A 14,161-nucleotide genomic window follows, 5' to 3' on the forward strand; every position below is an offset into this window, starting at 1 on the left:
GAATGAGCCGTGGGAGAGTGACCGCATGCCCGAACGCGAGCTCGACATCGTCCTCTACGGCGCCACCGGTTTCGTCGGCGCCCTCACCGCGGAACATCTCGCCCGTCGGGCCGGCCCCGAGGTGCGGGTGGCCCTCGCGGGTCGCTCTCGCTCGAAGCTCGAGGCCCTGCGAGGTGAGCTCGGCGAGCGCGCGGCGTCGTGGGAGGTGGTCGCGGTCGATGCCACGGACGCCCCGGGTCTGCGCGCCCTTGCGGCACGCACGCGCGTGCTCGCCACCACGGTCGGCCCGTACCTCACCTACGGCAAGGAGGTCGTGCGAGCCTGCGCCGAGGAGGGAACCCACTACGCCGACCTGACGGGCGAGGTGCTCTTCGTCCGCTGGTCGCTCGACGAGCTCGACGCCCGGGCCCGCGAGACCGGTGCGGCCATCGTCCACGCGTGCGGGTTCGACTCGGTCCCCTCCGATCTCGGGGTCCTGACGACGGCTGAGCAGGTCGCAGCCGACGGCGAGGGCACCCTGGCCGAGACCACTCTGCTCGTCCGCTCGATGAAGGGCGGCTTCTCGGGCGGCACCGTCGACTCCGCGCGGCAGCAGGCCATCACGGTGCGCTCCGACGCCTCCGCCAGACGGGTCCTCGGCGACTCCTACGCCCTGAGCCCCCGCCGCTCCGAGGAGCCGTCGTCAGGGCGCCGGACACCGTCCGGGCTGCTCGACCGGCTGCGCCGCCTCGTGCCGGTGGACCGCGACCCCGGCACCGGGCGATGGACCGGACCGTTCGTGATGGCTTCGTTCAACACCCGCATCGTGCGCCTGTCCAACACGCTGAGCGACTGGTCCTACGGCCGCGAGCTGCGCTACCGGGAGGTGACCGACTTCGGCTCCGGGCCGATGTCCCCGCTGATGGCGAGTGGGATGGCCATCGGGCTCGGCGGTGTCGTCGCGGGCCTGTCGTTCACGCCGACCCGTGCCGTCCTCGACCGGTTCCTGCCGAAGCCCGGCGAGGGTCCGGGCCCCGAGGCGCGTGCCGCTGGGCGCTTCCGGATGGACATCCACGCCACGACGACCACGGGCGCGCGTTACCGCACCAGGGTGGGCGCCGACTACGACCCCGGCTACGGCGGCACCGCGATCATGTTCGGCGAGACCGCCCTCGCGCTCGCCACCGACGGCGGCATCCCACGCCGAACGGGGGTCTGCACGCCCGCGACGGCGGTGGGCGACGTGCTCACGGACCGGCTTCGTGCGCAGGGCTTCACGTTCGAGGTCGAGCGACTGCCGCGGGCCGGAGGCATGATGGGCCGCGTAGAGGACCCGCCCCGGTCCGAGCCCGAGCGGCCGGGGCACGACAGGGAGGCATGACTGTGGGACGCATCGAGGTGCACGAGTTCATCTCGCTCGACGGGGTGTACGAGAGCCCGAGCTGGACGGCGGAGTACGCCTTCGACCCGAAGATGGGCGAGACCATCGGCACGCTGACGGGGCCGGGCTCCGAGCTGCTGCTCGGCCGTCGCACCTACGAGATGTTCGCGCCCGCGTGGTCGACGCGCACCGACGAGGACGACCCGGGCGCCTCGTTCTTCAACGGCGCACGCAAGAACGTCGTCTCGTCCACCCTGCGTGACCCCGACTGGAACAACTCACGCGTCATCGGGCCCTACGACCCCGCGCGCATCGCCGAGCTGCGCGACGAGGTGGAGGGCTCGCTCTACGTCAGCGGCAGCGGCACGCTCGTCCGGGCCATGCTCCGCGACGGCCTCGTCGACGGCCTCCACCTCTTCGTCTACCCGGTGGTGCTGGGGTCGGGGGAGCGGCTCTTCACCGGTGACGAGCTGGTGCGGCTGTCGCTGACCCAGACCGAGGCGTATGACAGCGGCGTCGTCCACCTCGCGTACTCCCAGCGCTGAGGGAAGGCCCGACCCCCAAAGGGATGCTTGACGGTCGCCGCCCCTCCGCGTCATACTCCCAAACATGTCTTTGGAGGAAGGACGCATCAGCGAGCTCCGCGCCACGGCCCACCCGCTGCGGCTGCAGATGCTCTCGCTGCTCACCGGCGCCGAGCTGAGCGCCGCCGAGGTCGCCCGCGAGCTCGACATCACCCAGGCCAACGCCAGCTACCACCTGCGTCAGCTCGAGGCCGCCGGGCTGCTCGAGATCGCCGGCGAGGAGACCGTGCGCGGGGGTCGGGCCAAGAAGTACCGCCACCCGTGGGACGCGCCCGCCGTGCGGCCGCAGTCCGGGAACGACGACGACCGCCTCGCGTCCGTGCGGGTGCTCGCCGACATGATCCCGCGGCGCTTCGTCGAGCGTGAGCGCGGCACCCGCAGTCGCTTCACGGACGCCGACCTCTGGGTCGAGCCCGACGTGTGGGACCGCGTCACCGCCCTGCTCGACGAGGCCGGCTCGCTGCTGCACGCGTCAGCCCGCCCGCCGCGCAGCGAGGGCACCATCAGGACGGCCCTGTCCGTCGCGGCCTTCCAGCTGAAGGCGGCGACGGCGAGCCGGGAGGAGTCGTCGTGAAGGTCCAGGAGTCCCTCGGCGCGCTGGGCGACCGCCGCTTCGCGTGGTACTTCACGGCGCGCACCGTCTCGACCGCCGGGTCGGTGATGGTGCCCGTGGCCCTCGCCTTCGCGGTGCTGCACATCGACCAGTCCGCGGGGGCGCTCGCCCAGGTGCTCGGGGTGCGCACCCTCGCCCTCGTCGTCTTCCTGCTCGTCGGCGGCGTCGTCGCAGACCGGTTCTCGCGCATCGTCGTGCTCCAGGTCTCGCACGTGCTCACCTGCCTCACCCAGGCGGTCGCGGCCGGCCTCATCATCAGCGGCCACGCGACCCTGACCCAGCTGACGGTCATCGAGGGCGTCAACGGGGCCGTGTCGGCGTTCACGATGCCCGCCATGATGGGGGTCGTCCCGCTCGTCGTCGACCGGTCCCGGCTGCAGCAGGCCAACGCCCTGCTCTCGTTCAGCCGCAGCGGGCTGTCGATCATCGGCCCGGCCGTAGCCGGCCTGCTCGTCGTCGGGGTCGGGCCCGGGTGGGCCCTCGCCGTCGACGCCTTCACGTATGCCGTCGCCATCGTGTGTCTCGCCCGCGTCGGGCTGCCGCACCGCTCGGAGGAGGCCCGCGCCGGCCGTCACTCGATGGTGCGCGAGCTGCGGGAGGGCTGGGGTGAGTTCTCCAGCCGCGAGTGGCTCTGGGTCATCGTGCTCGCCTTCGGCCTCACGAACGCGATCCACACCGGCGTCATCGGCGTGCTCGGCCCCCTCATCGCCAAGTCCACCGACGCGATCGGCGAGGCCGGCTGGGGGCTCGTGCTCAGTGCCGAGGCCGTGGGGACCGTGCTCATGACCGTCGTCATGCTGCGGCTGCGGCTGCGGCACCCGTTGCGTGCCGGCATGGTCGCCATCTGCGTGCTCGCCGTGCCGATGGTGCTCCTCGGCGTGGCGCCGGCCCTCGTGCCCGTCGCGGTGGGCTTCTTCCTCGCCGGCGCCGCCGTCGAGGTCTTCGGGGTCGGCTGGAACACGGCGCTCCACGAGCACGTGCCGGTGTCGGTGCTCTCCCGGGTCTCGAGCTACGACGCCCTCGGCTCCTTCGTCGCGATCCCGATCGGCACGTTCCTCTACGGCTGGCTGGCGACGACGGTCGACGTCGAGACGCTCCTGGTGGTCAGCGCCGCCGTCTACGTGGCCATCTCGCTCGGCGCGTTGCTCTCACGGTCGGTGCGCGACCTGGGCCGGTCGTCGGTCGACCCGGGTGCGACCGAGGCGGACGTTGCCCCGGCCGGCGCAGCAGCCACGACGGACGGCGCCGCCACGCGGTCCTAGACTGGCGGGCGCACCCCGACCCCGATCGCCCCCAGGAGACCCGTGTCGATCAAGGACATCCGCCTCTTCGGCGACCCGGTGCTGCGCACCGCGGCCGCCGAGGTCGTCGACTTCGACAAGCAGCTGCGGGTGCTGGTCAAGGACCTCGAGGACACGATGCTCGACGCCCCCGGCGCCGGCCTGGCGGCGCCCCAGATCGGGGTGGGGCTCCGGGTCTTCACCTACTGGGTCGACGGCGTGCTCGGCCATCTCGTCAACCCGGTCCTCGACCTCTCCGACGAGGAGCAGGACGGTCCGGAGGGCTGCCTGTCCATCCCCGGGCTCGCGTTCGACACGAAGCGCGCCCTGAAGGTCGTGGCCAAGGGCCAGAACATGCACGGCGAGCAGGTCGTCCTCGAGGGCACCGAGCTGCTCGCCCGCTGCGTGCAGCACGAGACCGACCACCTCGACGGCATCCTCTTCGTCGACCGGCTCGACCCCGAGGCCCGACGAGAGGCGATGCGGGCGATCCGCGAGGCGGAGTGGTTCGCCGACAACCCGCCGGAGGTGCGCATCAGCCCGCACTCCACCTTCGGTCGGGCGATGTGAGATGAGAGTCGTCTTCGCAGGCACACCCGACGCGGCCGTGCCCAGCCTCGAGGCCGTCGCCGCCTCGACGCACGAGCTCGTCGCCGTCGTCACCCGCCCCGACGCGCCGTCCGGCCGCGGCCGTCGCCTCGAGCCGTCTCCCGTACGCGTCCGGGCCGAGGAGCTCGGACTGCCGGTGCTCACGCCCACGCGCGTCAAGGACCCCGACTTCCTCGACACGCTCCGCGAGCTGGCCCCGGACGTCTGCCCGGTCGTCGCGTACGGCAACCTCATCCCCGTCGAGGCGCTCACGATCCCTCGGCTCGGCTGGGTGAACCTGCACTTCTCCTTGCTGCCCGCGTGGCGTGGCGCGGCGCCCGTGCAACACGCCGTGATGGCCGGCGACGAGGTGACCGGGGCCTCGACGTTCGTCATCGAGCGCGGTCTCGACACGGGGCCCGTGCTCGGGGTGCTGACCGAGACGATCCGAGCCACCGACACGGCCGGCGACCTGCTCGAGCGGCTGTCCGTCGCCGGCGCCGGCCTCCTCGTCGCCACTCTCGACGGCCTCGAGGCCGGTCGGCTCGTCGCGCAGCCCCAGCCGTCCGAGGGCGTGTCCCTGGCGCCGAAGATCGAGGTCGACGACGCCCGCATCCACTGGCAGCGCCCGGCACTGTCGATCGACAGGCTGGTGCGCGGCTGCACCCCTGCACCCGGCGCGTGGACGACGTTCCGGGGCGACCGGCTCAAGGTCGCGCCGGTGAGCCTGGCGTCCGCCCACGACGTGTCGTCGCCCGACCCCCTCGCCCCAGGCGAGCTGCTCGTGACGAAGAAGGCCGTCTTCGTCGGCACGGGCAGCGCGCCGGTGCGGCTCGGCCAGGTGCAGGCCCACGGCAAGAAGGTGATGGCCGCCGCCGACTGGGCGCGTGGCACGCGCATCGAGGCGGGAGAGCGGGTCGGCGATGAGTGAGCGTCGTGGTGACCGGCAGCGACCACAGGCCCGGGAACGCTCGGCCGGCCACCGGTCCGAGCTGCGGCCGTCCGAACGAGCCCGGCGCACCGACTCGGCGCGCCTGGCCGCCTACACGGCGATGCGTGACGTCGCCGACGGCGGCTATGCCAACCTCGTCCTGCCGAAGATCCTGCGGGACAAGCAGATCCGTGGGCGCGACGCAGGCTTCGCCACCGAGCTCGTCTACGGGGCGACGCGCCTGTCCGGCCTCTATGACGCGATCATTGCCTCAGCCGCGGGGCGCCCGGTGTCCAAGATCGACGGCAACGTCCTCGACACCCTGAGGCTCGGCGCGCACCAGCTGCTCGGCATGCGCGTCGCCACGCACGCAGCTGTCGACGAGACCGTCGCCCTCGCCCGACAGGTGAACGGCGCCGGCGCGGCGGGCTTCGTCAACGCGGTCATGCGACGCGTCAGCGAGCGCACCGCCGACGAGTGGGTCTCTCTGGTGACCGAGGGGATTGCCGACCCCGTGGAGAGCCTCGCCCTGCGCGCCTCGCACCCGGTGTGGGTGGCCAAGGCGCTGCGCGCCGCGCTCATCGGCCACGGCGCGGCCACCGCCTCCACCGTGGACGCGTCGCTGACGGCCCTGCTCGAGAGCGACAACGCGCCGGCCAAGGTCTCGCTCGTGGCCCGTCCCGGCCTCGCCTCCCTCGACGAGCTCGAGCACGACGGCGCACGCCGCTCGGGCCTCAGCCCCGTCGGCGCGACCCTGCCCGAGGGCGACCCGGGCGCCATCGCCGCCGTCCGTGACGGCCGCGCGGCGGTGCAGGACGAGGGTTCGCAGCTGCTCGTCCTGGCCCTTGCCGGCGCCGAGGTGAGCGGTGAGGCGGCGAGGCACGAACGCTGGCTCGACCTCTGCGCCGGTCCCGGCGGCAAGGCCGGACTGCTCGCCGCACTCGCCATCGAGCGACGAGTTCCGTTCGTGGCCAACGAGATCAGCGAGCACCGGGCCGACCTCGTGTGGCAGACGCTGGCCGCGGCCCGGGCAGCCGCGCGTGAGGCCGACGTCAGTCTCAAGGTGCGCGAGGGCGACGGCCGCGACATGGGCGAGGTCGAGCCGGGCGGATTCAGCCGGGTCCTCGTCGATGCACCGTGCACCGGGCTCGGCGCCCTTCGCAGACGGCCCGAGGCGCGCTGGCGACGCACGCCCGACGACGTCGCCACCCTCGCCGGGCTGCAGCGCGAGCTGCTCACGTCCGGCATCGACGCCACGGCACCGGGTGGCCTCGTCGGCTACGCGACGTGCAGCCCGCACCTCAACGAGACACGCTTCGTCGTCACCGACATCGCCAAGAGGCGAGACGACGTCGAGATCGTCGACGCGCGAAGCCTTTTCGTCGACGCGTCCGGTCGCCCGCTGGACGACCTCGGCGACGGTCCGTTCGTGCAGCTGTGGCCGCACCTGCACGGCACCGACGCGATGTTCTTCGCCCTGCTCCGTCGCCACTGACGGGGTAGGTGCCCACTCGAGCGGAGTCGACGCGGGCGCCTGAGCCGAGAAACTCGCTCGACCCTGGAGTCGCCGGCTGGGCAGGGTGGGGGAGTGACGGCATACGCGATGGACGACCTCACCCCCAGCCCTTTCGACGAGCGCGTGGCGCCCACGTACGACGAGGGCTCCGCGTACATGTTCGACGCGGACGTCCTCGGCCCCACGGTCGACGTGCTCCACGAGCTCGCCGGCGACGGGCCGGCCCTCGAGCTCGCCGTGGGGACCGGACGCGTGGCGCTGCCGCTGCAGGAGCGTGGCGTCGAGGTGCACGGCATCGACTTCTCCGAGGCCATGGTCGCCGAGCTGCGACGCAAGCCGGGCGGTGACCGCCTGCCCGTCACGATTGGCGACATGGCGACGACACGCGTCGGCAGCGACTACCGGCTCGTCTACCTCGTCTACAACACCATCACCAACCTGCTGACCCAGGACGAGCAGGTCGAGTGCTTCCGCACCGCAGCCGAACAGCTCGCCCCCGGGGGCGTCTTCGTCATCGAGGTCTTCGTCCCGCAGCTGCGACGAATGCCGCCGGGGCAGTATGCCGTCCCCTTCCACGTGGGGGAGCGGCACGTCGGTCTCGACACCGTCGACGTCGTGACGCAGCGCTCGGTCTCGCACCACTTCACCCAGGCCGGTGTCGACTCGGGCGGACGCCGCCTCGCGACCTACGGCGCATCGGCGCACCGCTACGTGTGGCCGTCCGAGCTCGACCTCATGGCCCGTCTCGCCGGGCTGACGCTCCGCGACCGGTGGGCCGACTGGACGCACGCGCCGTTCACCGCCGAGTCGGACTCGCACGTGTCGGTGTGGGCCAAGGGCATCGAGTGACCGGAGCGCCGCGCCCCTAGGCTGTGCGCGTGCAGATCTCACCGAGCATCCTCTCCGCCGACTTCGCGAACCTCGAGGCCGAGCTGGGCCGCATCGCCAACGCCGACTGGGCGCACGTCGACGTCATGGACGCCCACTTCGTGCCCAACCTGACGCTCGGTCTGCCGGTCGTCGAGGCGCTGCTCAAGGTGAGCCCCATTCCGCTCGACGCGCACCTCATGATCGAGGACCCCGACCGGTGGGCGCCGCAGTACGCCGAGGCGGGGTGCCAGTCGGTGACCTTCCACATCGAGGCGGCCCGAGACCCTCGCGCCCTGGCGCGGGCGCTGCGAGCGGCGGGCGCCCGTGCCGCCATGGCGATCAAGCCCGGCACGGACTTCGCCCCCTACGCAGACCTGCTGCCCGAGCTGGACATGGTGCTCGTCATGACCGTCGAGCCCGGCTTCGGCGGGCAGTCGTTCATGGCCGACCAGATGCCGAAGGTCGCCCAGGTGCGTGAGGCCGTCCGCCGCCACGGCGGTGAGATCTGGGTCCAGGTCGACGGCGGGGTGAGCGCCGACACGATCGAGCAGTGCGCCGAGGCCGGAGCCGACGTCTTCGTCGCCGGGTCGGCGGTCTACGGCGCGGAGGACGCGGCCGGCGCCGTGGACGACCTGCGCGCCCTCGCCACGCGCCACCGGCACTGACGCAGCTGCCGCCACGGGGCGTCCACGCGGGTGGTGGCCGTCACGTGGGCACGATGTGTGCACGTGACGCGCACAGGTGCATACTGGCCGTACGTGCTCCGGGGTCGGTGTAATTCCGAGCCGGCGGTTAAAGTCCGCGACCCGACCGCATCCAGCGGCCGGTTGACCTGGTGAAATTCCGGGACCGACGGTGAAAGTCCGGATGGGAGGCAGCACGAGACAGGCCGTCGAGGTCTGGGGTTTTCGGCATCTTCCGTCGGCCCCGGTCCGCGTGGCGTGTGGAGTACCCCGGAGTTCGTCCGTGCACCGACGAACGACCAAGGACGAACACCACATGCAGGCTCTTGCTCTGGCCGACCAGACGAAGAACGTCTTCCAGCAGGCCATCGACGCCGCGATCCCGATCGGGCCCTACCAGCTGCACTGGCTGGAGCTCATCGGCGTGCTCATCGGACTCGCCTCCGCCTACCTCGGCATGCGCCGCTGGGTCTGGGCGTGGCCGGTCGGCATCCTCGCCAACGTCATGCTCTTCTTCGTGTACCTCGGAGCCGTCTTCGGCGCCGACGAGCGGATCCCGCTCTTCGGTCAGGCCGGCCGACAGGTCTTCTTCATCATCACGAGCATCTACGGGTGGTGGCGCTGGTCGCAGGTGCGCCGCCTCAACCACGCCGACGACGCGAGCGGCGTCGCCATCACCCCGCGCTGGGCCACGCAGCGCGAGCGGGTCGCCGTCGTCGCCTTCTGGCTGGTCGGCACCGTCGTCGTGCACCAGGCCTTCGTGTGGCTGTGGAACCTGTCGCCGAACCCGTTCTTCACGCCCGAGTGGTGGTTCTACTGGTGCGACGCGTGGATCTTCGTCGGCTCGATCGTCGCGACCTACGCGATGGCGCGCGGCTGGAACGAGTTCTGGCTGGCCTGGATCGGCGTCGACCTCGTCGGTGTGCCGTTCGGCTTCGCGACCAACTACGTGCCGACCGCGGTGCTCTACACCTTCTACGGCCTCTTCGTCGTCTACGGCTTCACCCAGTGGGTCAAGGCCTCGCGGGTCGACCGCAAGGACGTCGAGCCCCAGCTGGCCGGGTCGACGACGGCCTGAGGATGGGTGACTCCACGGCACCGGCCTGGATGCGACGGGCGCTGCAGCTCGCCGCGTCCGGGCCGTGGCCCGACCCCAACCCCCGCGTCGGCTGCGTGCTCGTCGGACCCGACGGCGACGTCGTGGGGGAGGGGCACCACCACGGCGCCGGCTCGCCGCACGCCGAGATCGAGGCGCTCGACGCGGCGGGGGCGGCGGCGCAGGGCGCGACGGCCTACGTGACCCTGGAGCCCTGCTCGCACACCGGCCGCACCGGCCCGTGCACCGAGGCGCTCATCGAGGCGGGCGTCTCGCGGGTCGTCTTCGCCCAGTCGGACCCGAACCCCGACGCCGCGGGCGGTGCCGAGCGTCTGCACGAGGCCGGCGTCCGCGTGACGGGAGGGGTGCTCGCCGAGGAGGCCGAGGCGCTCAACGCCAGGTGGGCCCGCACCGTGCAGCTGGGCCGCCCTCTCGTGACGTGGAAGCTGGCGACGACGCTCGACGGGCGCAGCGCTGCCGCCGACGGAACCAGCCAGTGGATCACCGGCGAGGCGGCCCGTGCCGACGTGCACACCCTCCGCGCCACGCGCGACGCCGTGCTGGTGGGCACCGGCACCCTTCTCGCCGACGACCCGCGTCTCACGGTGCGTATGCCGGACGGCGGGCTCGCACCGCGCCAGCCGCTTCGTGTCGTCATGGGTCTGCGCCCGGTGCCCCCGGACGCCAGGTTGCGGGTGGAACCCGGTGAGGTCCTCCACCTGGAGACCCGCGACCCGCGTGGGGCGCTGGACTCCTTGTGGCGGAGGGGAGTCCGCGACGTCTGGCTCGAGGGTGGCCCGACCTTGGCGGCAGCGTTCCTCCGAGCCGGCCTCGTGGACGACGTCTACGCGTACGTCGCCCCGGCCCTCCTCGGCGAGGGGCGTCCCGCCGTCGCCGGCCTGGGCATCGACTCGATCGGCGACGTGCGACGGCTCGACCTCGACGAGGTCGTCGTCGTCGGCGGTGACGTGCGCATCCACGCCGTGCCGCGGGCGGCCGGCCAGGACCCCGCCGGCGCCGCCACGACGGACTCCGCCGAGGGCGGCAGCACCACCGACACCGCGAACACCACCGACCTGCTCGCGCCGGCCGCTCAACGCCGCTGACGCTCGTAGTGCAAGACCCCCAGGAGAGAAGCATGTTCACCGGAATCGTCGAGGAGCTCGGCACCGTGGCCGGCATCGAGCTCGGAGCAGAGTCAGCCGTCCTGCGCATCGAGGGGCCGCTCGTCGTCAGCGACGCCACGCACGGGGCCTCCATCGCCGTCAACGGCGTCTGCCTCACCGTCACGGAGCACGACAGCAGCGGCTTCACGGTCGACGTCATGGCCGAGACGCTGGACCGCAGCAGCCTCGGAGCGCTGCGCGAAGGCGACCGCGTGAACCTCGAGCGGGCGATGCCTGCCGACGGCCGCTTCGGCGGCCACGTCGTCCAGGGCCATGTCGACGGCACCGCGACGATCACCGCGCGCACACCCGGGGACCGTTGGGAGACGGTCGACTTCACGCTCCCGCCCGGCCTCGCGGCATACGTCGTCGAGAAGGGCTCGATCACCGTCGACGGGGTGTCGCTCACCGTGGCGCACGTCAGCGACGACGCGTTCGGCGTCTCGCTGATCCCGACCACTCTCGACCTGACGACGTTGGGACACAAGGGAGTCGGGGATGTCGTCAACCTCGAGGTCGACGTCATCGCCAAGTACGTCGAGCGGCTGCTCACGCACCGACAGGAGGTCGCATCATGACCGCTCTCTCGACCGTGGAGGCCGCGCTGGAGGCGCTCCGTGCGGGTCGCCCGGTGCTCGTGCTCGACAGCGAGGACCGCGAGAACGAGGGCGACCTCGTGCTCGCCGCCGAGACGGCCACCGAGGACTGGATGGCGTGGACGATCCGGCACTCGTCCGGCTACCTGTGCGCGCCGGTTCCCGACGAGATCGCCGACCGCCTCGAGCTGCCCCTCATGGTCTCGGAGAACCGTGACCCGCTGCGGACGGCATACACCGTCTCCGTCGACGCGGCGACCGGCGTGACGACCGGCATCAGCGCCGCCGACCGGCTGCGCACCGTGAAGGTGCTGGCCGACCCCGGAGCGACCCCTGCCGACCTCATCCGGCCCGGCCACATCCTCCCGCTGCGGGCGCGTCACGGCGGGGTGCTCACCCGACCCGGCCACACCGAGGCCGCGGTCGACCTGGTCCGCCTCGCCGGCCTGTCCCCGGTCGGCGTCATCGGTGAGCTCGTGCACGACGACGGGGGGATGATGCGCTTCGACGCCGTCGTCGCCCTCGGCCGTGAGTTCGGACTGCCGGTCATCACGATCGAGCAGCTCGTCGACCACCGGCAGAGGCTCGACCGCGTCGAACGCCTCGCCACCACGCGCATCCCGACCGTCCACGGCACGTTCACGGCATACGGCTACCGCGACACGCTGACGGGTGACGAGCACGTCGCGCTCGTGAGCCCGCGCGGTCTGCAGGGACTGAGCGGCTCGGGGCCGGTCCTCACCCGTCTCCACTCGGAGTGCCTCACCGGCGACGCGTTCGGCTCGCTCCGCTGCGACTGCGGGCCGCAGCTGCAGGCGGCCCTGGCTCGGATCGGCCGCGAGGGCGGCGTCGTCGTCTACCTCGGCGGCCACGAGGGCCGCGGCGTCGGCCTCGTCGACAAGCTGCGCGCGTACGCCCAGCAGGACCGTGGCGCCGACACCGTCGACGCGCAGACGGCCCTCGGGCTGCCCGTCGACGCCCGCGAGTACGCCGCCGGCGCGGCGATCCTGCACGACCTCGGCGCCACGGGGATCGTGCTGCTGACCAACAACCCGAAGAAGACGTCCGCCCTGCGCCACCTCGGCCTCGACGTCGTCGCGGTCGAGCGTCTTCACGGCCCGATGAGCGAGGACAACGAGCGGTACCTGGTCACCAAGAGGGACCGGATGGGTCACGACATCCCGGCCGCGGGCGAGCGGCACGGCGGCAAGGAGACAGCATGAAGGACGGCGCCCCCACCCTCACGACGGACGGCCGCGGGCTGCGTGTCGCGGTCGTCGCCGCGAGCTGGCACGAGCAGGTGATGGACGGACTGCTCGACGGCGCCCGGCGTGGGCTCGCCGACGCCGGCGTCACCGAGGTCGAGGTGGTCCGGGTGCCGGGCACCTTCGAGCTGTCGGTCGCGTGTGCGGCCCTCGCCGAGCGCTTCGACGCCCTCGTGGCGCTCGGCGTCGTGATCCGCGGCGGCACCCCGCACTTCGACTACGTGTGCCACGCGGCGACGTCGGGCATCACCGAGGTGTCGGTCCGCACGGCGACGCCGATCGGCTTCGGCGTGCTCACGTGCGACGACGAGCAGCAGGCGATCGACCGGGCGGGGCTGCCGGGGTCGGCCGAGGACAAGGGCCACGAGGCGGCGACGGCGGCGGTCGCCACGGTGGTCGCGCTCCGTGCCGTCTCGGCGACCGGCACCACCACGACGTGAGCACTGGTCGGCTCGGCGCGCCACGGCCCGTAGGCTGGGCGACCGTGAAGAGCTTTGAGCAGCTGTATGCCGAGCTGGCCGAGAAGGCGCAGACACGACCCGAGGGGTCGGGCACCGTCGCGCAGCTCGATGCCGGCGTCCACGCGATCGGCAAGAAGATCGTCGAGGAGGCGGCCGAGGTGTGGATGGCCGCCGAGTACCAGTCGAACGACGAGGCCGCCGAGGAGATCAGCCAGCTCCTCTACCATCTGCAGGTCCTCATGCTCGCCAAGGGCATCTCGCTCGACGACGTCTACTCCCACCTCTGAGGACTTTTCACCCCATGCTGCGAATCGCCGTGCCCAACAAGGGCTCCCTGTCCGATGCCGCCGTCGAGCTGCTGCGCGAGGCGGGCTACCGCACCCGTCGCGACAGCAAGGAGCTCGTGGTGACCGACGTCGAGAACGACGTCGAGTTCTTCTACCTCCGTCCCCGCGACATCGCCGTCTACGTCGGCTCCGGCACCGTCGACGCGGGCGTCACCGGCCGTGACCTGCTGCTCGACTCCGGCTCGTCCGCCGTCGAGGTCATGGCGCTCGGGTTCGGTGCGTCGACGTTCCGGTATGCCGGCAAGCCCGGCCACGTGAGCGACATCGCCGACATCGCCGGCAAGCGCGTCGCGACGTCGTACGCCGGTCTGGTGCGTTCCGACCTCGCCGCGCGCGGGCTCGCGGCCGACGTCGTACGCCTCGACGGCGCCGTCGAGACGGCCATCACCCTCGGCGTCGCCGACTGCATCGCCGACGTCGTCGAGACCGGCACGACGCTGCGGCAGCAGGGGCTCGAGGTGTTCGGCGAGCCGATCCTGCGTTCCGAGGCGGTGCTCATCCGCGGCGACCGACCGGGCGAGGCCGCGGCCATCGAGGTGCTCCAGCGACGCATCGCCGGCGTCATCACCGCCCGCACGTACGTGATGCTCGACTACGACTGCCCGAAGGACCTCGTCGACCGGGCGTGCGAGCTGACCCCGGGTCTCGAGTCGCCCACCGTCTCGTCGCTGCAGGACGACGCCTGGGTCGCGGTGCGCGCCATGGTGCCGCGGGTCGGGCGCAACCGCCTCATGGACGAGCTCTACGACCTCGGGGCCCGGGCGATCCTCGTCACCGACATAGCCGCCTGCCGGCTGTGACCCGC

Annotated in this window: 16 protein-coding genes and 1 riboswitch; all 16 genes read left to right on the plus strand. The window is 72.4% G+C overall.

Annotated elements, in window-relative coordinates; all coding sequences use genetic code 11:
* The first annotated feature begins 25 nt into the window (after nt 1-25).
* The 16 genes from ACYVNR_RS18060 to hisG all read left to right on the plus strand — a co-directional run bounded on the left by ACYVNR_RS18060 (nt 26) and on the right by hisG (nt 14,156).
* Nucleotides 26-1,360, plus strand: a complete 1,335-nt coding sequence (locus ACYVNR_RS18060) for a saccharopine dehydrogenase family protein (RefSeq protein WP_461049905.1) — start codon at nt 26-28, stop codon at nt 1,358-1,360.
* Complete coding sequence (locus ACYVNR_RS18065; RefSeq protein WP_461049907.1) at nt 1,357-1,905, plus strand: dihydrofolate reductase family protein; 549 nt, start codon at nt 1,357-1,359, stop codon at nt 1,903-1,905. The genes ACYVNR_RS18060 and ACYVNR_RS18065 overlap by 4 nt, the downstream gene beginning before the upstream one ends.
* Before the next feature lie 64 nt (nt 1,906-1,969).
* Entirely contained in the window at nt 1,970-2,518 is a 549-nt protein-coding gene (locus ACYVNR_RS18070; protein WP_045192277.1) for an ArsR/SmtB family transcription factor, read from the plus strand.
* Entirely contained in the window at nt 2,515-3,819 is a 1,305-nt protein-coding gene (locus tag ACYVNR_RS18075; protein WP_461049910.1) for an MFS transporter, read from the plus strand. Before ACYVNR_RS18070 ends, ACYVNR_RS18075 begins: the two co-directional genes overlap by 4 nt.
* Before the next feature lie 42 nt (nt 3,820-3,861).
* A complete protein-coding gene (def, locus tag ACYVNR_RS18080) occupies nt 3,862-4,407 on the plus strand; it encodes a peptide deformylase (RefSeq protein WP_461049912.1) in 546 nt (181 codons plus the stop codon).
* Between the two features lies 1 nt (nt 4,408).
* Nucleotides 4,409-5,356 (plus strand): methionyl-tRNA formyltransferase, encoded by a 948-nt coding sequence (fmt, locus tag ACYVNR_RS18085; RefSeq protein WP_461049914.1) that lies wholly within the window; start codon nt 4,409-4,411, stop codon nt 5,354-5,356.
* Nucleotides 5,349-6,851: an RsmB/NOP family class I SAM-dependent RNA methyltransferase gene (locus ACYVNR_RS18090; protein WP_461049916.1), complete on the plus strand. Its 1,503-nt coding sequence runs from the start codon at nt 5,349-5,351 to the stop codon at nt 6,849-6,851. Before fmt ends, ACYVNR_RS18090 begins: the two co-directional genes overlap by 8 nt.
* Nucleotides 6,852-6,944: 93 nt before the next feature.
* Entirely contained in the window at nt 6,945-7,721 is a 777-nt protein-coding gene (locus ACYVNR_RS18095) for a class I SAM-dependent DNA methyltransferase (protein ID WP_461049918.1), read from the plus strand.
* 29 nt (nt 7,722-7,750) lie between these two features.
* On the plus strand, nt 7,751-8,407 hold the full coding sequence (rpe, locus tag ACYVNR_RS18100; RefSeq protein ID WP_045192441.1) for a ribulose-phosphate 3-epimerase: 657 nt from the start codon (nt 7,751-7,753) through the stop codon (nt 8,405-8,407).
* A 90-nt stretch (nt 8,408-8,497) separates the two neighbouring features.
* Nucleotides 8,498-8,626: riboswitch (FMN riboswitch) on the plus strand.
* 115 nt (nt 8,627-8,741) lie between these two features.
* Nucleotides 8,742-9,503: a nicotinamide mononucleotide transporter family protein gene (locus ACYVNR_RS18105; protein ID WP_045192282.1), complete on the plus strand. Its 762-nt coding sequence runs from the start codon at nt 8,742-8,744 to the stop codon at nt 9,501-9,503.
* A gap of 2 nt (nt 9,504-9,505) precedes the next feature.
* Nucleotides 9,506-10,627, plus strand: coding sequence for a bifunctional diaminohydroxyphosphoribosylaminopyrimidine deaminase/5-amino-6-(5-phosphoribosylamino)uracil reductase RibD (ribD, locus tag ACYVNR_RS18110; protein WP_461049921.1), 1,122 nt, complete (start codon nt 9,506-9,508; stop codon nt 10,625-10,627).
* A 32-nt stretch (nt 10,628-10,659) separates the two neighbouring features.
* Nucleotides 10,660-11,265 (plus strand): riboflavin synthase, encoded by a 606-nt coding sequence (locus ACYVNR_RS18115; protein WP_045192283.1) that lies wholly within the window; start codon nt 10,660-10,662, stop codon nt 11,263-11,265.
* Nucleotides 11,262-12,506, plus strand: coding sequence for a 3,4-dihydroxy-2-butanone-4-phosphate synthase (ribB, locus tag ACYVNR_RS18120; RefSeq protein ID WP_461049923.1), 1,245 nt, complete (start codon nt 11,262-11,264; stop codon nt 12,504-12,506). The genes ACYVNR_RS18115 and ribB overlap by 4 nt, the downstream gene beginning before the upstream one ends.
* Nucleotides 12,503-12,988: a 6,7-dimethyl-8-ribityllumazine synthase gene (ribH, locus tag ACYVNR_RS18125; RefSeq protein ID WP_461049925.1), complete on the plus strand. Its 486-nt coding sequence runs from the start codon at nt 12,503-12,505 to the stop codon at nt 12,986-12,988. Before ribB ends, ribH begins: the two co-directional genes overlap by 4 nt.
* Before the next feature lie 44 nt (nt 12,989-13,032).
* Entirely contained in the window at nt 13,033-13,296 is a 264-nt protein-coding gene (locus tag ACYVNR_RS18130; protein ID WP_028785574.1) for a phosphoribosyl-ATP diphosphatase, read from the plus strand.
* 14 nt (nt 13,297-13,310) lie between these two features.
* A complete protein-coding gene (gene hisG, locus ACYVNR_RS18135; protein ID WP_045192286.1) occupies nt 13,311-14,156 on the plus strand; it encodes an ATP phosphoribosyltransferase in 846 nt (281 codons plus the stop codon).
* Nucleotides 14,157-14,161 lie beyond the last annotated feature (5 nt).

It is taken from the genome of Terrabacter koreensis (assembly GCF_054783315.1).